This window comes from Acetanaerobacterium elongatum (assembly GCF_900103835.1).
Lineage (GTDB): Bacteria > Bacillota > Clostridia > Oscillospirales > Ruminococcaceae > Acetanaerobacterium > Acetanaerobacterium elongatum.
The window spans coordinates 105,553-129,944 of sequence record NZ_FNID01000001.1 but is presented as its reverse complement, the minus strand read 5'-3'; the positions used below and the strand labels follow the sequence as shown (position 1 = coordinate 129,944).

The following is a 24,392-nucleotide window of genomic DNA, read 5'->3' as shown; positions in this document are numbered from 1 at the left end:
TAAATTGTTATCAGCGTAACGTCTATGGTATCGAAAACAAAAAGCTATGATAAATGTTGTTATAGCGTACAGTATAGCGTTTGACATTTGCATTATTTTTATGCAATTTGCTAATACATTCTGGCCTCGTGCAAATCCTGATAAAAATGTATTGCATTATAAAACAGTGAGGAATAACGTATGGATCTAGGGTCATATCCTGTTCTTTCTTTAATCTTATTGAGTTTATACTGCAACGTATTCTTATGGATATAGAGCCTATGCGCCGTGTCGGTAATCGAGCCCTCCTCCTCATAAAAGGTGTTTAGTAGCCCAATCCACTGTTCAACCTCTTCCGGGCTGCAGTCTTTGAATATCCGGTTTATAAACTCTTGCTTAATGTTACTTGGCAGCTCGCTTTGGAATATTTCCATGGATAAGCTGCTATACAACCGAACCCCTTTTTGAGGGGAGCGAAGTGAGGTTTTCATCGCCTTTAATGCCTTAACGGCACTGTTATGAATATTGGTGTAGCCCTCGCAGCCCGCGTCAATACCACCGCATAGCTTCAACGGATGCTTGCCCTCAACCTCCTGCTTGATATCCTCTGCAAGCTTTACCATACTGCTGTCGGGGCAATCGGTTACTACGCAGATTAAGTCCGTTCCGCTTCTGAAAAGAAGATTGTTTTTATCCTGTTGCAGTATGCTCTTCGTTGCTTTTTCCGCGGCATCGAGTACCCTTTGCTCGTTTGCGGCATCCATCTTCTGCGTCAACATAAAGGTTATTGCCATTACTCTTCTGGGTACCATGATATCAATCTGCATAGAGGTGCCCCGTTTTACAAACTGGGGAGTGATATTCTTTGGGGCACCCAATATCCACTCATCCAAGAAACGCTCCTTAATGCGCTTATCAAGATCGCGCTGCTCCTTATAGTACTGGTCAAGGATAAGTATCTCGGTGAGCTTCTTAATAATTTGTCCGTACTTCGCTACCTCCTGATAAGGCCCGGTAATGCCGATAACGCCAACAATCTCCTCTTGAAAATTTACCGCCAGGTTAAGGCCCGGGCGTGCCCCTTCATACTGGCTGTCGCTGTTGACGATTACCTCCTGCAGCTTTTGTTCAACCAGTTCCTTTGCTGCGGCATGCAGGCTGCCGATACGATCCGGGTCGCTGCTAGCGATAATTATCCCATCGGCATTCATCATATTAATCTTCTCACCGATGATTTTACTGATTTCCTGTACGATATACGATGCGTTCCTTTTAGATATATACATGTTGCTTTCTCCTGTTCAACCTATCATTCCAGTTTATAGAGGCCGACACTATACAATATCTAAATATATCACCCATAATATTTTACCATTCTGCCCGTTTGACTGCAAATTACTCCGCAATATCCAAACGAAACTGTTGTTTTACTTGTTAACATAGGCTTGCATCGGCTATGACGATAAACTATTATAAGAGAAGACATAATTGGGAAAGAAGGAAGTATACGCAATGGCTAAAGCGGGCTTGATACTGGAAGGAGGAGGCATGCGCGGCGTATATACCGCCGGTGTGCTGGATTATTTTGACGAGCAGGGGCTGTTCTTCCGCTTTATTGTAGGGGTATCGGCGGGGGCGTGCAACTCGGTTTCATATGTTTCGCACCAGAGGGGGCGGAGCTTTGAAATCAACCACCGCTTCTGCAAGGATAAGCGGTATATTAACCCGCTGGGCCTCGCCCAAAATGGTGAGATCTTCCGCATGGATTTTCTGTTTCACGATATCCCCGACGGCTTGCTTCCCTTTGACTATGATGCTTATAAGAATGCCGGATGTGAGAACTACGCCGTCATCACCAGCCTTGAAACGGGAGAGGCTGAATACCGCAGGGTAGCTGATATGCGTACCGACAGCGACTATGTGCGCGCCTCCAGTTCGCTGCCGATGTTTGCCAAGGTGGTGGAGATTGACGGTAAAGAGTATCTTGATGGCGGGGTGGCAGAATCCATTCCGGGCGAGTTCTCGGTTTTAAGCGGTAATGATGTTCAGGTGTTTGTCCTCACGAGACACAAGGGGTATGTTAAGAAAAAAAGCAGGCTTTCCCCCCTCTGCGCCCGCTACTACAAGGCTTATCCGGAATTTGTAAAGGCTTACGAAACCCGCTATCTGCGCTACAATGAGAGTGTGCGCTACGCCGAGCAGTTGGAAGCTAAGGGCAAGGCGGTTATCATCCGGCCACAGCAGCCCGCAAAGGTAGGCAATTTTGCCCGCAGCCCGGAGCAGCTGGAGGAGCTGTATCGCTGCGGCTACGAGGATGCCCGCGCGGCGTTTGAAAGGGTGACTGCGCTGGTGAAGGACTGTGAAAACGTTAGTTTAAGTGGTGCCGTCCAAGCCCGTTGACTTTGCGTGCAGCTTATCCTATAATAGAATCAAAGAATAATTCTCCCGTTACTGACGGTTGAAAGTGGGAAACCACAAAGGAGCGGGAGAAGCTAACAGCCGACCGTCTGGGCAATTCTAACGCAAGTTAGGGCTGCCCTTTTTATTTTACTTTAAAGGGGTACAGCTCTAAAGCGGTAGGAACATTGTATGTAGAAAGGCAGGAGATGTGCATGTATTTTGATGCATGGAACGGCTTTGCGGCAGGACAGTGGCACAACGAGATTGACGTACGCGGCTTTATTCAGGCAAACTACACCCCGTACTATGGCTCGGAGGATTTTCTGCAGCCCTCAACCGGGCGAACAAACCGCCTGATGGAGCGGTTGCGCTCCCTTTTAAAGCTGGAGCAGGAATACGGAGGTGTGCTGGATATCGACACTACCACCGTTTCATCCCTTACCAGTTACCCGGCGGGGTATCTGGACAAAAATGAGGAATTGATTGTAGGCCTGCAAACCAACCGCCCCTTAAAGCGCGGGGTAAACCCGTTCGGCGGCATCCGCATGGCGCGAGCCGCGTGTGAGGCTTACGGCTACAAGCTTTCGGATAAGATTGAGGATGAGTTTTTATACCGCACCACCCATAACGACGGCGTATACCGTGTATATACCGACGAGATGAAGCGCACAAAGAAATGCGGCATTATCACCGGTCTTCCCGATGCCTACGGGCGCGGGCGGATTATCGGCGACTACCGTCGTGTGGCGCTCTACGGGGTGGATGCCCTGATTGCGCAGAAGCAGAAGGATAAGGCGCGCGTGGGTGAAAGCCTGTACGATGATAAGAACATCAAGCTTTCGGAAGAACTGTTTCAACAGTTAAACTTCCTTGGCATGCTTAAGGAGATGGCGCAGCTTTATGGTTATGATATCTCTAAGCCTGCCGCTACCGCGCGCGAGGCGGTTCAGTGGACATATTTTGCCTACCTGGCCGCCATCAAGGAGCAGAACGGCGCCGCGATGAGCCTTGGGCGGGTAAGCACCTTCTTTGATATTTACATGGAGCGGGATATCCGCAGCGGCACCCTCACGGAGCAGGGCGCGCAGGAACTGTTTGACGAATTCGTGATGAAGCTGCGCATGGCGCGCCACTTAAGAACCCCAGAATACAACGAATTGTTCGGCGGAGACCCGATGTGGATTACCGAGAGCCTCGGCGGTATGGGGGAGGACGGCAGGCCACTGGTTACCAAAAGCAGCTACCGCATGCTGCATACCCTTTACAACCTTGGCGCGGCTCCCGAACCCAATCTCACCGTGTTATGGTCTAACAGCCTGCCTGAACCGTTTAAACGCTACTGTGCCAAGGTGTCGATTGATACCGACTCGATTCAATACGAAAACGACGACCTCATGCGCCCGATTTACGGTGACGATTACGGCATCGCCTGCTGTGTTTCGGCAATGAAGATCGGCAAGCAGATGCAGTTCTTCGGTGCGCGCTGCAACGCGGCTAAGCTGCTGCTGCTCTCATTAAACGGCGGGCGCGACGAGAATACCGGCCTTCAGGTTGGCCCCGAGCTGCCGGTGGTGGAAGCACAGCCGCTTAACTACGATGCGGTGCTTAAACGGCTGGAGGTTTATAAGGCTTGGCTGTGCAAACTATATGTAAGCACCATGAATGTGATACACTATATGCATGATAAATATGCCTACGAAAAGCTTCAAATGGCCCTGCATGATACCGAGGTGGAACGCTTCATGGCCTTTGGTGTGGCGGGGCTTTCGGTGCTTGCCGATTCGCTCAGTGCTATTAAATATGCCAAGGTAACCCCTGTTAAGGATGAGCGCGGGCTGATCACCGGCTTTACCACCGAGGGTGACTACCCGCAGTACGGCAACGACGATAACCGTGTTGACAGCATCGCGGTGGAGTTTGTAAAAGGCTTTCATCAGGAGCTTACAAAGACGCCCGCCTACCGCGGCGCCATACACACCCTTTCGGTGCTTACCATCACCTCCAACGTAGTATATGGTAAAAAAACAGGTGCTACCCCCGACGGGCGCAAAAAGGGCGAACCGTTTGCGCCGGGTGCCAACCCCATGCACAACCGCGATAAAAACGGCGCACTGGCATCCTTAAACTCGGTTGCGAAGCTCCCCTACGAGAGCTGCCGCGACGGGATCTCCTGCACCTTCTCGGTTACCCCTGCCACCTTGGGCCACAGCCGGGAGGAGCAGGTAGCCAACCTTACCGCCGTGCTGGGGGGCTACTTTGCACAGAACGCGCATCACATCAATGTCAACGTGCTGGATAAATCCAAGCTGATGGAGGCCTACGAGCACCCCGAGCGCTACCCCAACCTGACCATCCGCGTTTCGGGGTATGCGGTAAACTTCCACAAGCTCAGCCGAGAACAGCAGCGCGAGGTGATCAGCCGCACCTTCCATGAATCACTTTAACAATCCTGATGAAAGGGGAGCCTTGCATGACCGGACAGGTGCATTCCTTCCAGAGCATGGGCACGCTTGACGGCCCGGGGGTACGCTTTGTGGTATTTTTGCAGGGCTGCCCCTTACGCTGCGCCTACTGCCACAACCCGGACACATGGGAGCCCGGTGGAGGAATGGCTATAACAACCGACGAGGTGCTTGCGCGCATCAGCCGTTTTATCCCCTATATCCAGCCGGGCGGCGGGGTTACCCTTTCGGGCGGCGAGCCGCTTGTACAGGCGGGGTTTACGGCGGAAATACTGCGTGGGTGTAAGGCACTGAACCTTCACACAGCACTCGATACCTCGGGCAGCGTGTTGACCGCCGAGGTGATAGAAACAGCCGCTCTTGCCGACTTAATCCTGCTGGATATCAAGTTTACCACCGAGGAGGATTACCGTCACTACACCGGCGGCAGCCTGCAAACGGTTCTTAAGTTCATGCAGGCCATGCGGGAACGGAGAAAGCCCTTGTGGGTGCGGCAGGTAATCGTGCCGGGAATCAATGATGCCGAAGAGCATATTCGGCAATTGTATGAGCTTATAAAAGACTATCCGTTTGTTCAGAAGGTGGAACTGTTGCCCTTCCATAAGCTCTGCCTTGAAAAGTATCAGGCGCTTAAGCTGCCGTTTCCGCTTGAACAGGTTCCTGCGGCGAGGCCGGAGCGGGTAAAATATCTGGAGAGCTTGTTGAAACACATGCTGGGATAAAAATATATAGAAACAGGTGATGTCAGTCCAAATATGGCATCACCTGTTTTATTTTTACATAAAATCCTTTACAAACTATATATATATATATACAATAAAAACAGAATTAGAAATAAATAGTATAAACGGGTGAATAATTGATGAAAAAAGCATGGATTCTATTATTATTTATATGCTTAATTACAACAGCTTGTAACAATCAAGATAAAGAAACAACAATTTCTCAGGCACAGATTTCGGGGCTGGCACAGGAATCAAGTACCCTATCCGATACTTCACCCTTGCAGGAGGATGTTGTAATTAACAGCCTGTTGGAATCGCGCTACTTGGGGCAAGGCATGGAGGTCGTTCCGATTCCAGATATCAAGGATTACAGCGAGATTAACGCCGCATGGATAGATGAGAAAACCCTTCTGTTCGGCGCGTATAATGAGCCAAAGCTTGACGACCCCAGCCTCTATTCTAATAAGGAAGCTGTAGAGAGGTTGGAAAAGGAAGCCGATTGGAGCAAATACCCAATATCCTTTTATCGCAGTGACCTAACAACAGGTGATTTTACGAAAGTGTTTGAATATCCATTAAGCGGGAGGATGCCGTTTTTGTACTTGAATGTGTTGGATAACGGTGACTTTGCATTCAAAACGAGCAAAGAGCTTGTTGTTATATCGGGTGAAAATTATACGGTAAGAATGAAATATGATATTCCTACTTATGCGGGAATCGTAAATGTGGCTATCTCACCTAATGGAAAGAATATTGCTGTAGTTGACAATGAAAAGCATGCATGCAAAATAATATCCACCAAGGACTATTCTGAAGTGTATAGTTATAAACTTGACAGTTCGTTGGTTTATATGGCACCGCAGTGGGAGGACGACAGTCAACGCCTTTTTTGCTATTCCACCCAATATGAATTTTTAGATTCCGTTGCAATTCTGAATTTAAATGACAAGAGTACATTAACCTATGACTATTCGGCTGATATAAAAAGTATGAACAGCCGGGTTTATTGGAGCGGAGACCCCTCTGTTATGCAGCGATTTGATGAACAGGAGAGCGAAGAGAGTGTTACTAATATTCTGGAACTATACAGTATAAAGGATAAAAGCCGTAAGGTTAAAACGTATCCCTTAAGTAATGCGCTAAACTCCGTTAGTGTAAGCAAATATGGATCAGTTATCGGCAATCAATTTGACGGCGCATTTAGTACAAAGATTATTAATACTTTAACCAATACCATTTTTTCAACAGAAAGAGCAGCAGACGGAGGCTCGATGATTCCCGCAGTTTGGTCACAGGATGGGCAAAGGGTGATAGCCTTTTATACCGCAATCACAAACGAAAAAGGTGAATACAGCAGGTGGACGGCAATACTGTACGATACCGTTCAGCTGTTTAAAAAATGAAAGGGTGTTAAACATGAAAAGAGGTCATTTATTACGAAAACTGGTTGTTTCACATCCTAATAACACTAACAGAATCATTTATGCCCACGCTTCTGATTACGCCGATAATGTAGTAGCTGGGCAGAGTATTGATGGCGATTCTTTTCTATGCTATCAGGGGAGTACACGTGCAGGTTTCGCTCATGTTCATGTTGAAGCTGGCGGGTCAACGACTACCGGCTTAGCACAAGATAGAGATGATTCATTAGCTAGGGTATCTCCTTATAATTTGCTCTATGATTACGTGTCTTCAAGCTACAAGTAAGCAGTAGTATTTAAAACCCCTGATATGCCCAAGCATATCAGGGGTTTTAAAGTGTTTTGAAGCTTTATTCAGCCGTTTCCTGTGCCTTCGGGTTTTTGGTGGCGATTTGAATTCCCGCCTGCTCCTGAAACTGCTTTACCGAGATCATAGCCTTGTTGATGGGCAGGATGGTTCCCGCGCCGCCCACGCAGCCGCCGGGGCAGGCCATGCCCTCCAGCAGGTAGCCGTTGCGCTTGCCCGCCTTGGCAAGAGTGAGCATCTTTTTACAGTTTGCAAGGCCTTCGGCACGGTCTACGTTTACCTCGCGGCCGGGGTAGAGGTCGTGAATGCAGCTTACAATCGCGTCGGCAACACCGCCTGCAACGGCGTATCCGCGTCCGGAGGCGCTTGCGTCCTCGGGCGCTTCGCCCGCAAGCTCGGCAAACTCCACGCCTCGGGCGGCAAACATGCCCATCAGCTCTTCAAAGGTGATAACAAAGTCCACATCGCTGCGCACCGTGCGGCGCGAGGCCTCCAGCTTCTTGGAGGAGCAGGGGCCGATGAACACCACGCGGGCGGTTGGATGCTCTTTTTTGATAATGCGCGCGGTCGCCACCATCGGCGTTAAGGCGGTGGATACACAGCCCGCAAGCTCGGGGAAATGCTGCTTCGCCAGCACCGACCATGAGGGGCAGCAGGAGGTAGCTAAAAACGCCTGCTTTTCGGGTACGGAATCGATAAAGTGGTGTGCCTCCTCCACCGCGCCGATATCAGCACCAAGGGCAACCTCCACCATATCGGCAAAGCCCAGCTGCTTTAAAGCGGCCTTCACCTTGGCGGGAGTGGCCGACGGGCCGAACTGCCCAACGAACGCGGGGGCGATTGCGGCAATAACCTCCTGCCCGGACTTGATGGCCTTAATCAGCTGAAAGATCTGCGATTTATCGGCAATCGCTGAGAACGGGCACGCGACAATACACTGCCCGCAGGAAACGCATTTATCGTAGTTGATTTTCGCCCGGCCTAAGTGGTCACTTTCAATTGCATTAACACCGCAGGCCTCGGCGCAGGGGCGGTCGTATTTTACAATGGCATTGTAGGGGCAGGCCTCGGCACAGCGCCCGCATTTTACGCATTTGGACTTATCAATTACCGAGCGCCCGTTTACCATCGATACCGCCTTTACAGGGCAGACGGCGATACAGGGGTGCGCGAAGCAGCCGCGGCAGTTATCGGTGACAAAATACGATTTTTCCTCACAGGCGTTGCACGCAAAGGGAATGACATTCACCAGCGGCGGTTCATAGTATTTCTCGGGCTTGGCACATTCCTCTACGCCCTTGGAAATCGGCACGGGTTTATCCATCTCGCGCAGGCCCAGCCCACAAGCTAGGCGCACACGCTCGCCCACAATGGCACGCTCTTTGAATACACTGTCGCGGTAAAGGGGTACCTCACCTGTGATAATACGGTAGGGAATCTCCTCGATAGCTGCGGGGTCTTCATCGCTATAGGCCAGGCGTGCCACTTCGGCAAACACCTGCCTGCGTATATAGGTTACGGGTGTAAATACACCTCTCATCAGCATTTCACATCCTTTGTGGTTAAGGCAACGATCTTTGACATGACGGTTTCGCTGTCGGCATGCTCAATAATCTCTCCGTTAATCGCCACAACAGGGGCAGCGCAGGTGTGCTTTCCCTCGCCGAGTGTTGTGGTGGTAACAACCTGTATCTGTGCGTTTAACCGCAGCTGAACCTTAAGCTTCTGCAGGCTTTCAATCGATTCTATAATGTCCATTGCGCCGTTAAGCACGCACTGTGTGCAAACGCAAACCTCTACAATAAGCTTTTTCATCTTCTGTGACCATCCCTTTCCAAGGTTTGAAGCTCTCAAACTTATGGCTGCACTTCGGTTCTTCCGGGTAGATAACATGCTAAGATTGATAATAATTTAACAACTTAAGTATTATACCCTATGCCTTATGCGTAGTCAAGTAATAGAAAAATTCTACTACTATATCTTATCAGTATATCACACCGAGTACTCTTTTAACATTAAAGCAATGTCATTATTCTTATCACAAGTTTATTACCTATAAAAAGTCGAGCAAAAAGCTTTGGTTTATGGTTTTGCGTAAATTTGCGTTTGACAAGCTTCAAAAACTACGGTACAATAGCAGTCGAAGATTGATAAATATTTAACAATATTTTGGTTAGTTAGGAGCACTTGTATGGTGGATATCTGCGTTTGCGTGGGAAGCTCGTGCCATATGCGCGGGTCGTATCAGGTGATAAAAACCTTCACCGAGCTTATCAAGGCCGAGGGGCTGGAGGGTGAGGTGGCACTCAAGGCCTCGTTCTGTATGGGCCGGTGTATGTCGGGCATTTCGGTTTCGGTAGGGGATGAGCCGATTGAGCATGTGGGCTTTGTAAACGCACAGGAGGTGTTTTATACACAGGTTCTGCCGATCGTAAAGCGGCTTTCGTCCGGCGCACAGCCCGATTGCCTCGCGGAGTGATTGAGAGGGATATAAAACGATGGGAAGTATTATCGAGCTGAATACCGCCAACTGCAAGAACTGTTACCGTTGTATCCGCGAATGCCCCGCAAAGGCCATCCGCTTTAAGAACGACCGCGCTTCGATTATCGAAAGCGAGTGTATCGAATGCGGCGTCTGTGTAGAGGTGTGCCCGCAGACCACCCGCAGGCTGAAAAATGAAACCGAGGCCGTCAAGAGCCTGCTTTCGGAAGGCAAGCCGGTTTATATTTCGGTTGCGCCCTCGTGGGTGAGCTGGTATGAAGGGGTGTCTTTTGCCCAGCTTTCCGCCGCACTCAAGGGGTTAGGCTTCGCGGGGGTGGAAGAAACCGCCATCGGCGCTTGTGAAAGCTCGCGGGAATATACACGGCTGATTGAAACCGGCGGGATGAAAAATATAATCGTAACAGCCTGCACCTCGGTAGTTATGCTGATTGAGCGCCATTACCCCGAGCTTTTGGGCATGCTGGCGCCCGTTTCTTCCCCCATGATGGCGCACGCGCGGATGATGCGCGAAACCTACGGGGATATCCGCGTGGTGTTCGTGGGGCCATGTATCTCCAAGATGAACGAGACCACCGACGCACTGGCGGGCGGCCTTGTCAACCATGCCATTACCTTTGCAAACCTAGACGATTGGCTGCATAAGGCTCAGATTGGTTTTTCACAGGAGGACAATGAGGCAGTGGGGGTTACCAACCCCATTGCTCGTTTATACCCCAAGGCAGGCGGCATTCTTGCTACCATACCGGTGGATACCGGCAGCTACACCCGCATTGCGGTAGACGGCCTTTACCGCTGTATCGAGCTGTTTAACGCCATCCGCGATGAAGGCAGGGAGGGCCTGTTTATCGAGGCTAATCTCTGCCCCGGCGGCTGCGTGGGCGGGCCGGTTTTCAGCATAGCCGGGAAAAACCCGCTGTTTACTCAGCTGAGAATAAGCGGTAAACCCATGCCGCAGGATGCCCGCCCTGCGCCAGATACCGCCGCAAGCCTCACCCACCCGCGCGTTTTTATGAACCGCAGCCCCAAGCATACCGCACCCACCGACGAGGATATCCGGCGTATTCTGGCGCGCATAGGCAAATACTCCGCCGAGCAGGAGCTTAACTGCGGCGGATGCGGGTATAAAACCTGCAGAGAGAAGGCCGAGGCAGTGTTCTACGGCAAGGCTGATATCAACATGTGCCTGCCCTATTTCCGCGAGCGGGCCGAGAACATGTCAAACATCGTGCTCGAGCATTCCCCAAACGCGATAATCGTATTGGATAAGACGCTGCAGGTGCAGGAGCTCAACCCCAAGGCCGAGGAGGTGCTTTGCCTGCACCGCACCGAGGTAATCGGCAGCCCGGTGCCGCTTTTTTACGGAGATCTGGCTTTTGAACAGGCCAAAGCTGAAAAGACCGTTTCTAAAAAGCTGGCGGTGCAGGAGGTTTCTAAAACGTTTGAACAAACCATTACCTACATCGCCGAGCACCAGAGTTATATTGTACTGCTTAAGGATATTACCAAGGAGGAGCAGCGCAAGCAAGACCTTGAGGTTACCCGCAGCCGCACTGTGGATATCGCGCAGGAGGTTATCAACAAGCAGATGCGCGTGGCCCAGGAGATTGCAAGCTTATTGGGTGAAACCACCGCAGAAACCAAGGTGGCGCTTACAAACCTTAAAAAGTCGATGGCTACTCTTACCGAGGAGAACCGCCAGCCATAGAATATTCAAACCGATTGTTTTATACTTATCTCGATTATAGAACCTCAAAAAAATCGAGCAAAAAGCGTGAATTTATGGGTTTTTGCGAAGATTTTATAGAAAGGTTTTAATGAGAGATTAGTATTACCACAGGATGGGGGAAGGATTCAACCATGCGAAAGCAGCAGCTGTTTATAGATGCGGCCTACGAGAGCTTAAACCATTACGGGGAGGAGCTTTGCGGCGATAAGGTGGAGTTCATCCGCGGCGAGGGGTTCTTTCTGGCGGTGCTGGCCGACGGTCTGGGCAGCGGGGTAAAGGCGAACATTCTTGCCACCCTCACCAGCAAGATTATCGCCACCATGCTTGCGCAGGGAGCCGGCATCCACGAGGCGGTGGAAACCATCGCAAGCACTCTGCCCGTGTGCAGTGAGCGTGGAATTGCCTACTCCACCTTTACTATTGTAAATATCAGCGACGACGGCAGGGTTTACATTGCCGAGTTCGATAACCCCAGCATGGTTTACTGCCGCGGCGGCAGGCTGGAGCCGATTGCACGCAGCGAGCTGGATGTGAGCGGAAAACGCGTTTATGTCAGTAAGTTCTATGCCGAGCAGGACGATATGCTCATCCTGTTCTCCGACGGTGTGGTGCATGCGGGGGTAGGGCGGCTGCTAGACCTCGGCTGGCAGTACGATAATATTGTCAAGTACATCAGAGAGAACCTTAAACCGGGCATAGCTCCGCGCGAGTTGGTGCGGCGGCTGCTTTCGGCGGTAAACACGTTGTATATGGATAAGCCGGGCGATGATTCCACCGTGTGCGCCATGCTGTTAAGGCCCAAAAAGATTGCCACCGTGATGGTGGGCCCGCCGATGAGCCGAGAACAGGATACCTCGGTGGTAAACAAGCTGATGTATTCGCAGGGGCTTCGCGTGGTATGCGGCGGAACCACCTCTCAGATTGTCAGCCGTGTAACCGGTAAGGAGCTAAAGGTAAGCATCGACTACGAAAACCCCGCTGTTCCGCCCACCGCAAGCCTTTCGGGCGTAGACCTTGTCACCGAAGGGGTGCTTACCATCGGCAAGTGCATCGATATTCTGCGTGGCCTCAACGATACCGGCCCTGACCATTGGGATCAGATTGCGCTCAATAAACAGGACGGTGCAACGCAGCTTACCAAGATTCTGCTCGAAAGCTCCACCGAAGTGCATTTTCTGGTGGGGCGTGCCATCAACCCTGCTCACCAGAACCCGGGAATGCCCGTTTCACTGGGGCTGAAATTAAACCTGATTAAGGAACTTTCGGAGGAGCTTAAAAAAACAGGCAAGAGTGTCAGCATAGAATATTATTAAGGGGAAACGCCGGTACTGCTTCTGCAATACCGGCGTTTCGTGTTAGTTGATGATTAATAAGCCTTCGCGTAATAAGACAGCAGGAATACAAGCGGGGAGTTCCAGTAGATATCCACCTCGTTGGTGGAGTAGCTCTGGCTGTTGTCAGCATAGCATTTTGCGGGGGGCAGGTCCTTCAGCACCGCTTTGGCGTAGGGGTCTTCCAAAGCGCTGTTCGGGCCGCCCACCAGCATACCGGGTATGGTTTTCCCTGTAGCCAGTGAAGGGCGGTGGTGCGGGTTGGTGGGGTATTGGGTACCCAGGCCCGTTACAAAGCAGTAGGAAACCGAGTTGCGGCCCAGCAGATAGTGCAGATGGTTCTCGGCAGTCTCACGGTACCCTGAGTTGGGAGAAAGCTTATCGGTTATAAGCAGCTGAATGGCGTTGTTGGCCACCAGCATATTGCTGCCCCAAACATAATCCGTGGCTATTGAAATACCATAGCCGTCGGCCTTTGCCCGCGTCAGGAGCGCATCAGAGCTCTTTACCAGCGCGGCCTTGATGGTGTTTGCAATATCCTTATCCGCCTTCTCTGCGGTAAGATAGGCGTAGCTGCCGTAGGTGCCTACGCTCTGCCAGCCTAAGCCTTCGGGAACGGCTGACTTGCACGCCTCTTTCACATAATCGTTGTATTCGGCCTTGCCGGTTGCCTTAAACAGCTCGCAGGCAGCCCAGTAAAGTTCATCGGCGGTGTTGGTGTCACCGTATTCGCCGGTTACAATCCCCTCGGGGTTTTTAAAGTACTGCTGCGGGTTTGCCTTTACATATTTCCATGCCTTTTCCGCAGCGGCAAGACATTTTGAAGCGAACTTGGCGTCATAGGGCTTATAAATACCAGACGCCATTGCCATCACGGCGGCAAAATCACCGGTAGCAGATGAGGAAATGGGTGAAACAATCAGCGCGTCGGTAACCTTATCGGGCATAACCTCTTTTTCAAACACCGCGTTGGTCACCTTGTGGTAAACGCCGCCCGAAGCGGTATCCTGCATCTTGAGCATCCACTCAAGATTATATCGAACCTCGTCAATTACACCCGGGATAGAGGAGGCGGCAGGGTTAGCCATCGAGGCGGGGTTGAGCTGCCAGGCCAGCATCAAGTCTGCGGCGGCCTTGGCGCTTGCCACCGTATAGCGGCCGTAGTCGCCTGCGTCGTGCCAACCGCCCGATACATCCAGCTTTTTATCGGTGCCAAAGATGGTAGCGGCTTGGGTGTGACACGCCTCATGGGCCCACGCGCCCGCCTTATCTCCCGAAAGCTTAGTGCCGCACCGCTGGCAATAGAACATGTTCAGTGCTTCCTTCAGTGCCGTGTCGTACACCTTATCGTCTACCGTAAACGGGAAGGATTCCCCTAGCTTTGCGGTTTTGATCAGGTAGGTACCGGAGGTAGTTATTGATGAAAAATCACCGTAGCGGTTGGTTTCACCGGTTGTGCTGTTTTCAACGGCGCCGGTAATATCCCCTGTAAACACCGATTTGTTGGTTTTGGTGTCTATCACCTCAAATTTGGTATCCTCACCGCTGAACACCGCCACCTTTTTATCATTTGCACGGTAACCCAGCTGGTTTACGTTTATGAGCATTGTTTTCACCTTTGATACTCCCGAACTGGTTTTACCGGAGCTATCCACCAGCTTTAGTGAGATATTATCAAAATAAACCTTGTGCGCGCCAAGCTCTGCGTCCTTCTCGAATTTTCCCAGGTTTATGGCAAAGCGCGGCGCCGGATCGCTTGGGTCGGCCATGGTCAACTCAAGATCATAATGCTTCTTTTCGGTGGTAATCGTAACCTCTTGGTCAAGATAGCCCTTATAATCTCCGCCATTCATCTGAATACGGATATCAGCGGTACGCGCGGCTGTGGCGTGAGCATCAAAGCTCAGGGAGTATTTGCAGCCCTGATCCACCGCAGGAATGTCCTGGTATATCTGAACGCCATGCTCGACGGTTCCAACCGATTTAATGCTAACCTCCAGCTCGCCGTCGGCGAGTGCGCTGTCGGAGGAGCCGTCCATCTCATAGGTAAACCAATCCCGCAGCTTACCGAAATCACCGTTTTTAATCATGTTGCCGTCAGCAACGGCTTGTTCCGCAGGCTGAGAGGATGAGGATACCGCAGTCTCTTGCGAAGAAACGGCAGAAGAAACCGGAAGCGAAGAGCTTACATCCTTCTGCACCGGTGCGGTTGCACAACCGCTTGTTGCGAGCAAAGTCAGCACAAGCAATACCGAAAACAGCTTTTTCATAGATGTCCCTCCCGATGATGTGTTTTTGTTGTTTACGTTAGAAAAGTGCCGCCTCTACATCTTACAAATACATAGAAACGGCACTTATCTAAATAGAATATATGGATTGGCACAAACGCCAGAAATCGCCCTTTTCCGCTGCGCGAAGCAACACAGCGGAGGAGATTGCTTTGATTAGAACCGGCTAGATACATGTTACCTAAACAAGTGCCATGCAGTCCAATACTAATCTCCTCATAAAGTGTAGATAAAAATCCACGTCAAAACCCATATTTAAAAGTTTTAACTTGATTTTTATACACTTCATTGTCGGATATTAGTACCGCCGAAACCTGATTTTGAAGAAGCTTCGCAGTATGCCTTACAGCCCAACAGGCCATAAGCTGCTGCTTTACAACAGCATAAGAAACGATACGGGTTACATTTCTCGCCTGTGTTTTCATCTTCGAACATCGGGGTTCTTTCCCAAAGCGTTTCGGAACTTCTCGCGGGAGTTTAAGAACTTTTACTTCGGTCAAGCCCTTAAACGAAGCTCCATTAGGCATTCGCTATATAACAACCCTTTTGGCAAGGGCGGTTACCAAGTTTATGAGCGGCCTATCAATACGGCCTTTTTACGGGAGCAACTACTTCTCGTTGAGGTTTTTTACCGAAGCCCCTTCAAGGAATTTACCGTAAACTACAATGCGTTCGGTGAGGGAGGTGAGGGGCTGTTCAATCAGGTGTGCCAGCTGCACAGCAGCCTCCTTGCCAAGCCGTTTGGTATCCTGCTTAAAGGTGGTGAGCCTTGGCTTTAAAATCTGCGAAAGATAGATGCCGTCATACCCCATAACCGAGATATCGTTGGGCACACTCAAGCCGAACTCTTCAATTACATTCAAGCCGCCAATCGCGGCGAAATCATCGGGGAACAGGATGCAGGTGGGGCGGTCGGGAAGCTCGAGCAGCCTCTTGGTGGCAGCGCCCGTTGCGGGGGGCTCATGGAAGGCGCCTTCCTGAATATATTCAGAGGGAACCCGCAGACCAAGGTCAGCCATAGTTTTATAAAAGCTGCCCAAACGGCTTTCGGTAACGGCACTCTTTTTACCGTGAACATAGGCTATCTTCCTATGCCCCATGTTGTAGGCGTATTCAATCAGCTCACGAACGCCGTTGCGGTTTGCCGAAACAATCGAGGTACGGTTGTTAAACACATGGTCGATGGTAACAACGGGAATATCACTGTTCACCAGTTCAATAACCGCCGGGTGAGAAAAATCCACACAGGCAATCACAACACCGTCTACCTTGCGGTAAAGACAGTGTTCAAGGTACGACATTGACTTATTGCCGATATTGTGGCTGATAAACGTAATATCATAGCCGCGCCTTTCAGCTTCGGTTTTAAAGCTGTCAAGCACCTGCGAGAAGTAATCATGCGTTAAACCGCTTTGAGCGTCGTCAACAAACAGAACACCCAAGTTATATGTACGGTTGGTTTTCAGTGCACGCGCCTGTGAATTCGGAAAGTACCCCATCTGTTCAGCGGCTTTGCACACAAGGTCTTTGGTAGCCTTGCTTACATCGTTGTAACCATTTAGCGCCTTGCTTACGGTTGCAACCGATACGCCGCATGCAGCTGAGATGTCTTTAATCGTAACCATTTTTGCGTGCCCCTATACAATTTACTGTTCAATGTCACAGAGTTATTTAAAACGTTTTCGTAAACACATTATATATCATTATTGTCAGAAAAGCAATAGGAATCAGTGAAAAATTAGAACATATACACATAACTTATGAAGAAATCGTTTACAAGTTCATAATTAGGCCATTTTTTTCGCACAAATTTCACTTCGCTGTTTTTAACTTTCGAATACGGTTTCGTAATATCAAAACATAATTTTGTATTGATGTATAATTAAAACAGCATCCTGCACCATAATATGGGCAATTCTTTTTTGTTGGTTGCCGGCATGAAAGTGAAGTGACAGCTCATAATACCCGAAAACGGTTTCGACAAATTACCTTTTTATTGCTATGGAAAGTCATATCGCAAAGAATGTATACCAATTCAGAGCCGAATATGGTATATTGACCATAATTCCCTTGCTTTATCTTAGCTTATTAATCTAAGGATGTAAACAGCATGAAACGAGTTGTACGGGTAAATCAGACCGAGATAGAATATGAACTGCAGCGTAAACGGGTGAAAAACATGAACCTTCGTGTTACCCGTGAGGGCGGCGTTTCGGTTTCGGCAGCAAAGCGGGTACCCGAGAGGGTAATTGATGAGTTTGTAGCCTCTAAAGCAGACTGGATAGCAAAAACGCAGAATCGGCTTGCATCGGTTGAACGGCGTCGGTATTTTGACGGAGAAACGCTGCTGCTTCTTGGTAAAGCCGTTCCTGTTCGGCGTTTGCAGGGGCAAAGGCAAACGGTGGTGCTGCGTGACGGGGTATTGGAGCTTGCGCTGCCACACCCGGAGGACGACAAAAAGGTAAAAAAGCTGGTGGATACTTATCTTGCAAATCTCTGCGAACAGCTTTTTGCAAGTGCATGCAATGATTGCTATTCAGTCTTTGCACGCTTGGGAGCAGAAAAGCCGCAGCTGAAGATTCGAAGTATGAAATCTCGCTGGGGAAGCTGCAATACCAAAACAAAGGTGGTTACCCTGAACAAACGCCTTGTGCTGGTGCCGCCCGCCTGTATAGACTATGTGGTGTTCCATGAGTTTACGCACCTCATTCATCCCAACCATTCCGCAGGCTTTTACCAGCTGCTTGGCAGAGTAATGCCCGATTACGAAGACCGCCGCCGTCAGCTGCGCAGCTTTGAAAACATTGACATGTGATGCGATTAAAACCAAGGCCGATGGGTAATACCGTCGGCCTCGATAGTTTATTCTAAAGATTTAAGCGATTCCACCATACTCACCTTTTTAAGCCTAAAGTGCAGTACGAGGTTTACCAGCAGGGTGAATACAAGCGTAAGTGCCGCAGCCAGCAGGTAGGAAAGCCACCCAATCTCGCGCCCGAACATCACCATGTCGATTTCGGCCTCCACCACCACGAATTGGTGCAGAAGAATGCCGCCACCAAGCCCCAGAACAATACCTAGAAGCGTTAGCACCATATTTTCGCGGTAGATGTAAGCGGAAACCTCCTTATCAAAGAAGCCCAGTACCTTGATGGTTGCAATCTCACGGATTCGTTCGGTAACGTTAATATTCGTGAGGTTATACAGCACGATAAAGGCCAGCGCGCCCGCCGAAACAATCAGCACCAGCACAACGGCATTCATGCTTTTTAAGATATCCTGAAAATTCTTCTTAATCGAGGAGCAGTAGTTGATGTACAGCACGCTCTTGTTCTGCAGCAGCCGCTCAGAAAAGGCATCCTGCGCCGCCTCGGAATCATCTGAGAGCGTACAGAAACGGGTGTTGGGGGAAAGCGGGCTGTTAAAGAGCGACTCGAAAAGCCCCTGCTTCATGTAGACGTAGTGGAAGGCGTAGTTTTCGGTAATGGCCGTAATGTTCGCCTTGGCAGTACGGTTATCGGAATCACGCAGGGTGATGCTGTCACCCACATGAACCCCCAACAGCAGTGAAAGCTTTTCGGTAATCACAACGCCGTCATCGCCAAGAGTAATCGGTGCATGGGTTTTGCGGTCACGCAGCACAATAAAATCCTCCACCGGCTTTCCCGCTTCGGGCACAAACAGTGTTGCGTCTCGGTCACGCTTGGCTCCGCTCGCAGATACCGTGATGTTTTCCTGCCGAGCCTTAATCTGACAGATTACATTTTCAGCCGAATCCATCAGCTTATTAAAATCGTCCTGTTCGGTTTGCTTCGCCTTTGTATCCAGCAGGATAGTCGCGTCATAGCGGTAAAGCTCGCCAAACTGCTTTGCTACAATATCCGAGATGGAATTCTTCAGCCCGAAGCCGGTAAGCATCAGCGCGGTACAGCCCCCGATGCCCAGTACGGTCATGAGCATACGGCGCCTATATCTCAACAGGTTGCGCACCGTTACCTTGGTGGTAAAGCTCAGCCGACGCCACACGGGGGTGATGCGCTCGAGCAATACCCGTTTACCCGCCTTGGGTGCCTTCGGGCGCATTAGTGCGACGGGCTGCTCGGCAAGCTCCTTGTAGCAGGCCAGCAACGCCGCAAGCCCGGTGCACAGCACGGCAATCAGCATGGTGGGGAGGGCATAAGACCATATAAACGGGGTTTGTACGGCTGGGGTATCGTATAAAATAGCATACGCCGAGGTGATAACCCACGGGAACAGCTTAAACCCGAGCGCCAGCCCCGCAATACTGCCCAGCAAGCTTGCGGTTACAGCGTAGAGTAAAAACTTGGAGGCAATGGCCCACTTACCGTAGCCCAGGGCCTTGATGGTACCAATCTGGGTGCGCTGTTCCTCCACCATGCGCGTCATGGTGGTTAAGCATACCAGTGCAGCCACAAGGAAGAAGAATACGGGAAAGATTTTAGAGATTGCGTCGATGCGCTGAGTGTCGTCGTAATACCCTGAGTTGCCCGGAATGCCGTCGCGGTCGAGAATATACCACTTAGGCGGTTTCAGTTCCTTGAGCTTGCTTTCGCCGTCCTGAAGCTCCTGATAGGCGTCGGCAAGCTTTTTATCGGCTTTCGATTTTTCTTCACTGAAGGTTTTCTCGCCGTCGGCAAGCTCCTTTTCACCGTCAGTAAGCTTTTTTAACGCGTTGCTGAGCTTTTGGTCTCCTTCGGCTTTAGCGGTTTTAAGCTCCTTGCTCTTGGCGTCAAGCTCCTTTTTAGTGCTTTCCAATACATTTTTAGAGGCATTTAGCTGAGCCTCGGCGTCCATCAGCTGGCTGTAGCCCTGTGAAATCTGCGCACGGGCACTGTCCAGCTCGTTTTTCGCAGCCTGCAGCTTTTTATAGTTCGCATCCAGTGTTTGCTTAAACTGTGCCACTGCGGCATCAGCAATGGCCTTGTTGATGGCATTGGGGTCACCTGCGTAGGCAGCGAGAACAGCACCAAGCTGTGCGGTAGAGGGGTTAGCCTGCAGCTGGTTCGCAACCTCGGCGATGATGCCCAGCGCCACAGGGTCGTTTCCCTTTGCAAGCGCATCATATAACTTGGTATACAGGTCCTTGGCACTGTTATATTCCGCAAGCCCCTTCTCATACTCGGCCTGCCCCGCCGCAACCTGTGCCTCGGCTTCCTTCAACTTTTTCAAGCCTTCGAGAGAGGCTGTTTCAAACTCACTTTCGGCGATGGTAAACTCCGATAATCCCTTACCATACTTCTTGTAGCCGTCGTCCAGCTTTTGCTGTGCTTCGGCCATCTTTTCATCAAATTCTGCCTTGCCGCTGTTGTAGTCGGCCCAGCCATCGGCAAGCTTATCCTTTGCGTCATTCAGCTTTTTGCGGGCGACGGCCAGTTCATCCTCTGCCTTCTTTTTGCCGTCCGCATACTCCTCTTTTGCCTTGTTCAGCTTATCGGTTCCTTCCGCAACAAGGCTGTCATAACGCTCCTGCTCGCGTTTAGCGGCGACCTGCTCAAAACGTTTCGTTTCGTCTTCAATTATCCGATTGTAGTCATCGGAATAGCTTAATGCCTCTCTGGCCCCGTTTACCGTAACATAAACGTCGGTATATACAGGCAGGTTAAAATCCTCCTCGGGGATAATCAGGTAGGAATTTACCTTGCCGTTGCCGATGGTGGTGGTGCCGCGATCGTAGGCGATATAGTAAGGTGACATTACCGCGCCCACCACCTTAAAGCTGGTAACCTTCAGCGAGTCGCTAATCGGCTTATCGGTGCCCGAGTAGATCGAAACGGTGCTGCCGATGGAAAACGCGCCGCCCTTGGTGCTGCTGTAGGCAGAGCCGTACTTTATTTCGGTTACGCATTCGCCCGAATGCTCCGGCAGCCTGCCCTCCAGCACCACCGGCTTATTGAGCAGATTTTCGTCATCCTTCGCCCCCACAGGGTAGGAGTGCAGCCGCAGCACCTGTGATTTCTCTCCGGCTTGTACCAGCGCGTCGGCAGTATAGGCGGGCATCAGCCCCTGAACCCCCTGCGTTTGGCGGATGGATGCAATGTCGTCTTCGTCAAACCCCAGTGTGGAGACAAGCCGGATATCCTCCAGGCGGGTATCGTCATAATAGCGGTCCGCAGTGTGCCACATATCGGGCGAGGTAGCCTTTACCCCTGCAAAGAAGCCGGTGCCCAGCGCCACAATGGCAAAGATGGAAAGAAAACGGTTTAGGGTACGCCGCAGTTCCCGAAAGGAATCCTTTAACAGTGCGTTTTTCATCGCTACCATTCAATCCTTTCCACAGGAACAGGGTTCTCGTTGCGTTTTATTTCCTCCACACGGCTGTTTTTCACCTTGATAATCCGGTCGGCCATGGGGGCGATGGCGAGGTTATGGGTAATTACAATCACCGTCATGCCAAGGCTTCTGCAGGTATCCTGCAAAAGCTTTAGGATGGTTTTGCCGGTGTTGTAGTCCAGCGCGCCGGTGGGCTCGTCGCACAGCAACAGCTTGGGGCGCTTGGCCAGAGCCCTTGCTATTGCTACGCGCTGCTGCTCGCCGCCAGAAAGCTGTGCGGGAAAGTTCTGCATACGCTCGCCCAAGCCAACCTCACGCAGCATCTCCTCGGCATACATGGGGTTTTTGCAGATCTGCGCCGCAAGCTCCACGTTTTCCCTTGCGGTAAGGTTCTGTACCAGATTATAAAACTGGAATACAAATCCGATATCATATCGGCGGTAGGCAATCAGCTGTTTGCGGCTGTAAGCGGCGATATCCTCTCCATCCACCACAATCTGTCCCGAATCGCAGGTATCCATGCCGCCCAGCATATTCAGCACCGTTGTTTTGCCCGCACCGCTCGGGCCTACAATAACGGCGAATTCGCCCTTTTCAATCTCAAAGCTGATGCCGTTTGCAGCATGGATAGTAACCTCACCCATCCTGTAACTTTTACATACATCCTTCAGTGTTACAAAGCTGCCCATGCAAGCACCCCCACCATTACTGCCATAAATTATAAGTATTATACGCCTAATAAAGACGGTTTTCTTAATGAAATTATGAACAAAGGGGCTCAACAGAACGGAAACTGTGTTTTTTGTTTAAAGCTGTGCTATAATAGCTATGGAAGAAAAGCGCAACACCCTAAGAAAGGACAGATTCAGATCATGGAGTTTATTCAGGGTACACGCTCGGAAGAGGATATTGCCTTTGTGGGTGTGGGAGAGTATATTACCGCATATATCGCCGATGAAAGCGGCGTGATTCATACCCCGGAGGAGATTGACGATTACCTTTGGGCGTATTATAAATACCTGATTGCAGACGGTGAAAGCCTAAACGATCTGGCCCTGCTGGACAAGGTGCTCGATCGCTGCAAAACAGGGGAGGTTTCGCTCATTATTGTCAATAACGCGCACCCGGAGGTGATTAAGGCTTTGCGCCCTAAGTTCTCCTACGCGCTGCCGATAGACGGCGAGGATGCCTTAGAGAAGATTAGGAGCCTGAAGGAGATACTGCTTCATATCCAAACCGACGCGCGGATGCTGGAGCTGGACGATGCGGAGCTGCGTCAGCTTTTTGACGGGGAGCGCACCATCAGCCGCCACAGCCTTGCCTACAGCGAATGGCCCTCCGGCGAGGCGGTGAAGGAGGATATCAAGCGTCTTACCGGCAAGCATGCAGCCGGAACGCTGGTTTGCATATTTGTACCCGAGGAGGCGACAGGGGAGAACAACATCCACACCCTCTACGAACTGGTAGAGCAACTGCTGGGGGCGCTGCCCGACGCCACGCACCGCGCGGTTTTATGGAATGTCTACTGCCACACCGGATTGAACGAAGGAGAAGTCAGGGTGGAGATTATCCGTGTGCGCCAGAAAACAGGTACCATGGAAACGTTGCGCGCCCAGAATGAACTGCTCAATTAAGTTCTACTAAAGTTCATATTTCGACGCAGAAATACAATGAGTAATTCGCCGTAAAACGAAGCAGTTTTGCGGCGAATTTTTTATCGAATCGCACAAAGGCGGAAAAAGGAGTTTGGCACGCTTATACTAAAAATGTCTATAGCATAATAGTATAAGAAAAAGATACATAGATGCGAGTTTTTATACGGAACTGTAAATGTTGCCTTCTGATTATAAATAAAGCTTGATTAATCACTAAAATAGATGTAAACTTTATTAAATAAAAGCTTTAAACCTTTAAAGCGACACAGCAATAACACGATATATGAGGAAAGAGGGAACAGTATGAAGAAGTTTTTATCTGTGGCTTTTGCATTAGCATTAACCGTTTCGCTTTTTGCCGGTTGTGCCTCTTCTAATTCTAACAAGGTAGTTAAAATCGGCGTTATCCAGCTCCTTGAGCATCCCGCGCTGGATGATGCTTACAAGGGCTTTGTAGACGGCTTAAAGGAAGCAGGCTACGAAGACGGCAAGAATATCAAGATAGACTATCAGAATGCGCAGAATGAACAGGCTAACTGCCAAACCATCGCCACCAAATTTGTAAACGATAAAGAGGATTTAATCTTAGCCATTGCTACCCCTGCCGCACAGGCAGTTGCCAATGCTACCAAGGATATCCCCATTTTGGTTACAGCTGTAACCGACCCTGCTTCCGCAAAGCTGGTACAGTCCAACGAAAAGCCCGGCACCAACGTTTCCGGCACCTCTGATCTCAACCCGATTAAAGAGCAGATAGCGCTGTTAAAGCAGGTTGTTCCGAATGCAAAAACGGTTGCTCTGATGTACTGCTCCAACGAAGCTAACTCCAAGTTCCAAATCGACCTTGCTAAGGCCGAATGTGAGAAGCTTGGCATACAGACCTTTGAGGCTACCATTTCCAACTCCAACGAGCTCCAGCAGGTTACCCAGTCGGTTGTTGGAAAATGCGACGCTGTTTATATCCCCACCGACAACACCATTGCGGGCGCAATGGCTACGGTTGGCATGGTTGCCGAGCCCGCGAAGCTGCCTGTTATCGTTGGTGAAGCCAATATGGTCAAGAACGGCGGTATTGCCACCTATGGCATTAACTACTACAACCTTGGCAAGCAGACGGCTGCAATGGCTGTTAAGATAATGAAGGATGGCGCTAAGCCTGCCGATATGCCTATCGAATACCTCACCAACCTTGACCTTACCCTTAACACCGAACTTGCAGCAAAAATTGGCGTTACCTTCCCGCAGGAACTTTTAGATAAAGCCAAGAAATAATGGGTTTTCTTTAGCGCTGTAACGTGCTATAA

General features: G+C 50.3%; 18 protein-coding genes and 1 riboswitch. Of the genes, 11 read left to right on the top strand and 7 right to left on the bottom strand.

What is annotated here, in order from left to right:
- Positions 1-110 precede the first annotated feature (110 nt).
- Positions 111-1,265: a CdaR family transcriptional regulator gene (locus BLR50_RS00565; RefSeq protein WP_092637416.1), complete on the bottom strand. Its 1,155-nt coding sequence runs from the start codon at positions 1,263-1,265 to the stop codon at positions 111-113.
- A 226-nt stretch (positions 1,266-1,491) separates the two neighbouring features.
- Here BLR50_RS00565 and BLR50_RS00560 point away from each other — a divergent pair, with 226 nt between their 5' ends.
- From BLR50_RS00560 to BLR50_RS00540, 5 genes are all read left to right on the top strand, one after another.
- Entirely contained in the window at positions 1,492-2,379 is an 888-nt protein-coding gene (locus BLR50_RS00560) for a patatin-like phospholipase family protein (RefSeq protein ID WP_092637414.1), read from the top strand.
- Between the two features lie 37 nt (positions 2,380-2,416).
- Positions 2,417-2,499, top strand: a riboswitch (ZMP/ZTP riboswitch).
- Between the two features lie 92 nt (positions 2,500-2,591).
- Positions 2,592-4,823 carry a formate C-acetyltransferase gene (pflB, locus tag BLR50_RS00555; protein ID WP_205408639.1) on the top strand — a complete coding sequence of 744 codons (2,232 nt, stop codon included), beginning with the start codon at positions 2,592-2,594 and terminating at the stop codon, positions 4,821-4,823.
- A 26-nt stretch (positions 4,824-4,849) separates the two neighbouring features.
- Positions 4,850-5,563 carry a pyruvate formate-lyase-activating protein gene (gene pflA, locus BLR50_RS00550; RefSeq protein WP_092637410.1) on the top strand — a complete coding sequence of 238 codons (714 nt, stop codon included), beginning with the start codon at positions 4,850-4,852 and terminating at the stop codon, positions 5,561-5,563.
- Between the two features lie 140 nt (positions 5,564-5,703).
- A complete protein-coding gene (locus BLR50_RS00545) occupies positions 5,704-6,969 on the top strand; it encodes a hypothetical protein (protein WP_092637408.1) in 1,266 nt (421 codons plus the stop codon).
- 13 nt (positions 6,970-6,982) lie between these two features.
- Positions 6,983-7,273, top strand: a complete 291-nt coding sequence (locus tag BLR50_RS00540; RefSeq protein WP_092637406.1) for a hypothetical protein — start codon at positions 6,983-6,985, stop codon at positions 7,271-7,273.
- 64 nt (positions 7,274-7,337) lie between these two features.
- Here BLR50_RS00540 and BLR50_RS00535 read toward each other — a convergent pair whose 3' ends face one another.
- The gene (locus BLR50_RS00535; protein ID WP_092637438.1) at positions 7,338-8,834 is read right to left on the bottom strand and encodes a 4Fe-4S dicluster domain-containing protein; all 1,497 of its coding nucleotides are present in this window, start codon (positions 8,832-8,834) and stop codon (positions 7,338-7,340) included.
- Positions 8,834-9,109 (bottom strand): NAD(P)H-dependent oxidoreductase subunit E, encoded by a 276-nt coding sequence (locus BLR50_RS00530; protein WP_162840259.1) that lies wholly within the window; start codon positions 9,107-9,109, stop codon positions 8,834-8,836. The genes BLR50_RS00535 and BLR50_RS00530 overlap by 1 nt, the downstream gene beginning before the upstream one ends.
- A 376-nt stretch (positions 9,110-9,485) precedes the next feature.
- Here BLR50_RS00530 and BLR50_RS00525 point away from each other — a divergent pair, with 376 nt between their 5' ends.
- The 3 genes from BLR50_RS00525 (at position 9,486) to BLR50_RS00515 (ending at position 12,836) form a co-directional block, all read left to right on the top strand.
- Positions 9,486-9,773: a (2Fe-2S) ferredoxin domain-containing protein gene (locus BLR50_RS00525; protein ID WP_092637401.1), complete on the top strand. Its 288-nt coding sequence runs from the start codon at positions 9,486-9,488 to the stop codon at positions 9,771-9,773.
- 19 nt (positions 9,774-9,792) lie between these two features.
- Positions 9,793-11,502 (top strand): [Fe-Fe] hydrogenase large subunit C-terminal domain-containing protein, encoded by a 1,710-nt coding sequence (locus BLR50_RS00520; protein WP_092637399.1) that lies wholly within the window; start codon positions 9,793-9,795, stop codon positions 11,500-11,502.
- Positions 11,503-11,654: 152 nt separating this feature from the next.
- Positions 11,655-12,836, top strand: a complete 1,182-nt coding sequence (locus BLR50_RS00515; protein WP_092637397.1) for a SpoIIE family protein phosphatase — start codon at positions 11,655-11,657, stop codon at positions 12,834-12,836.
- A 53-nt stretch (positions 12,837-12,889) separates the two neighbouring features.
- Here BLR50_RS00515 and BLR50_RS00510 read toward each other — a convergent pair whose 3' ends face one another.
- Positions 12,890-15,124 (bottom strand): glycoside hydrolase family 9 protein, encoded by a 2,235-nt coding sequence (locus tag BLR50_RS00510; RefSeq protein ID WP_092637396.1) that lies wholly within the window; start codon positions 15,122-15,124, stop codon positions 12,890-12,892.
- A 626-nt stretch (positions 15,125-15,750) separates the two neighbouring features.
- Positions 15,751-16,767: a LacI family DNA-binding transcriptional regulator gene (locus BLR50_RS00500; RefSeq protein WP_092637392.1), complete on the bottom strand. Its 1,017-nt coding sequence runs from the start codon at positions 16,765-16,767 to the stop codon at positions 15,751-15,753.
- Positions 16,768-17,252: 485 nt separating this feature from the next.
- Between BLR50_RS00500 and BLR50_RS00495 the strand changes: the two genes are divergently transcribed.
- On the top strand, positions 17,253-17,957 hold the full coding sequence (locus tag BLR50_RS00495) for a M48 family metallopeptidase (protein ID WP_092637390.1): 705 nt from the start codon (positions 17,253-17,255) through the stop codon (positions 17,955-17,957).
- A 47-nt stretch (positions 17,958-18,004) separates the two neighbouring features.
- Here BLR50_RS00495 and BLR50_RS00490 read toward each other — a convergent pair whose 3' ends face one another.
- Together BLR50_RS00490 and BLR50_RS00485 are read right to left on the bottom strand one after the other, a co-directional pair.
- Positions 18,005-21,415 (bottom strand): ABC transporter permease, encoded by a 3,411-nt coding sequence (locus tag BLR50_RS00490; protein WP_162840258.1) that lies wholly within the window; start codon positions 21,413-21,415, stop codon positions 18,005-18,007.
- Positions 21,416-21,417: 2 nt separating this feature from the next.
- A complete protein-coding gene (locus BLR50_RS00485) occupies positions 21,418-22,122 on the bottom strand; it encodes an ABC transporter ATP-binding protein (RefSeq protein WP_092637384.1) in 705 nt (234 codons plus the stop codon).
- Between the two features lie 183 nt (positions 22,123-22,305).
- Between BLR50_RS00485 and BLR50_RS00480 the strand changes: the two genes are divergently transcribed.
- Both BLR50_RS00480 and BLR50_RS00475 read left to right on the top strand, forming a co-directional pair.
- Positions 22,306-23,067 carry a hypothetical protein gene (locus BLR50_RS00480; protein ID WP_092637382.1) on the top strand — a complete coding sequence of 254 codons (762 nt, stop codon included), beginning with the start codon at positions 22,306-22,308 and terminating at the stop codon, positions 23,065-23,067.
- A 324-nt stretch (positions 23,068-23,391) separates the two neighbouring features.
- A complete protein-coding gene (locus BLR50_RS00475) occupies positions 23,392-24,360 on the top strand; it encodes an ABC transporter substrate-binding protein (protein ID WP_092637380.1) in 969 nt (322 codons plus the stop codon).
- Positions 24,361-24,392 lie beyond the last annotated feature (32 nt).

Bases quoted from the DNA above. Each gene is read 5' to 3' on its own strand.
- BLR50_RS00530 (WP_162840259.1), bottom strand. From the start codon at position 9,109: ATGAAAAAGCTTATTGTAGAGGTTTGCGTTTGCACACAGTGCGTGCTT.
- BLR50_RS00525 (WP_092637401.1), top strand. From the start codon at position 9,486: ATGGTGGATATCTGCGTTTGCGTGGGAAGCTCGTGCCATATGCGCGGG.
- BLR50_RS00560 (WP_092637414.1), top strand. From the start codon at position 1,492: ATGGCTAAAGCGGGCTTGATACTGGAAGGAGGAGGCATGCGCGGCGTA.
- BLR50_RS00545 (WP_092637408.1), top strand. From the start codon at position 5,704: ATGAAAAAAGCATGGATTCTATTATTATTTATATGCTTAATTACAACA.
- BLR50_RS00535 (WP_092637438.1), bottom strand. From the start codon at position 8,834: ATGAGAGGTGTATTTACACCCGTAACCTATATACGCAGGCAGGTGTTT.
- BLR50_RS00540 (WP_092637406.1), top strand. From the start codon at position 6,983: ATGAAAAGAGGTCATTTATTACGAAAACTGGTTGTTTCACATCCTAAT.
- BLR50_RS00480 (WP_092637382.1), top strand. From the start codon at position 22,306: ATGGAGTTTATTCAGGGTACACGCTCGGAAGAGGATATTGCCTTTGTG.
- BLR50_RS00475 (WP_092637380.1), top strand. From the start codon at position 23,392: ATGAAGAAGTTTTTATCTGTGGCTTTTGCATTAGCATTAACCGTTTCG.
- BLR50_RS00515 (WP_092637397.1), top strand. From the start codon at position 11,655: ATGCGAAAGCAGCAGCTGTTTATAGATGCGGCCTACGAGAGCTTAAAC.
- BLR50_RS00565 (WP_092637416.1), bottom strand. From the start codon at position 1,265: ATGTATATATCTAAAAGGAACGCATCGTATATCGTACAGGAAATCAGT.
- pflB (WP_205408639.1), top strand. From the start codon at position 2,592: ATGTATTTTGATGCATGGAACGGCTTTGCGGCAGGACAGTGGCACAAC.
- BLR50_RS00510 (WP_092637396.1), bottom strand. From the start codon at position 15,124: ATGAAAAAGCTGTTTTCGGTATTGCTTGTGCTGACTTTGCTCGCAACA.
- BLR50_RS00520 (WP_092637399.1), top strand. From the start codon at position 9,793: ATGGGAAGTATTATCGAGCTGAATACCGCCAACTGCAAGAACTGTTAC.
- BLR50_RS00490 (WP_162840258.1), bottom strand. From the start codon at position 21,415: ATGAAAAACGCACTGTTAAAGGATTCCTTTCGGGAACTGCGGCGTACC.
- pflA (WP_092637410.1), top strand. From the start codon at position 4,850: ATGACCGGACAGGTGCATTCCTTCCAGAGCATGGGCACGCTTGACGGC.
- BLR50_RS00485 (WP_092637384.1), bottom strand. From the start codon at position 22,122: ATGGGCAGCTTTGTAACACTGAAGGATGTATGTAAAAGTTACAGGATG.
- BLR50_RS00495 (WP_092637390.1), top strand. From the start codon at position 17,253: ATGAAACGAGTTGTACGGGTAAATCAGACCGAGATAGAATATGAACTG.
- BLR50_RS00500 (WP_092637392.1), bottom strand. From the start codon at position 16,767: ATGGTTACGATTAAAGACATCTCAGCTGCATGCGGCGTATCGGTTGCA.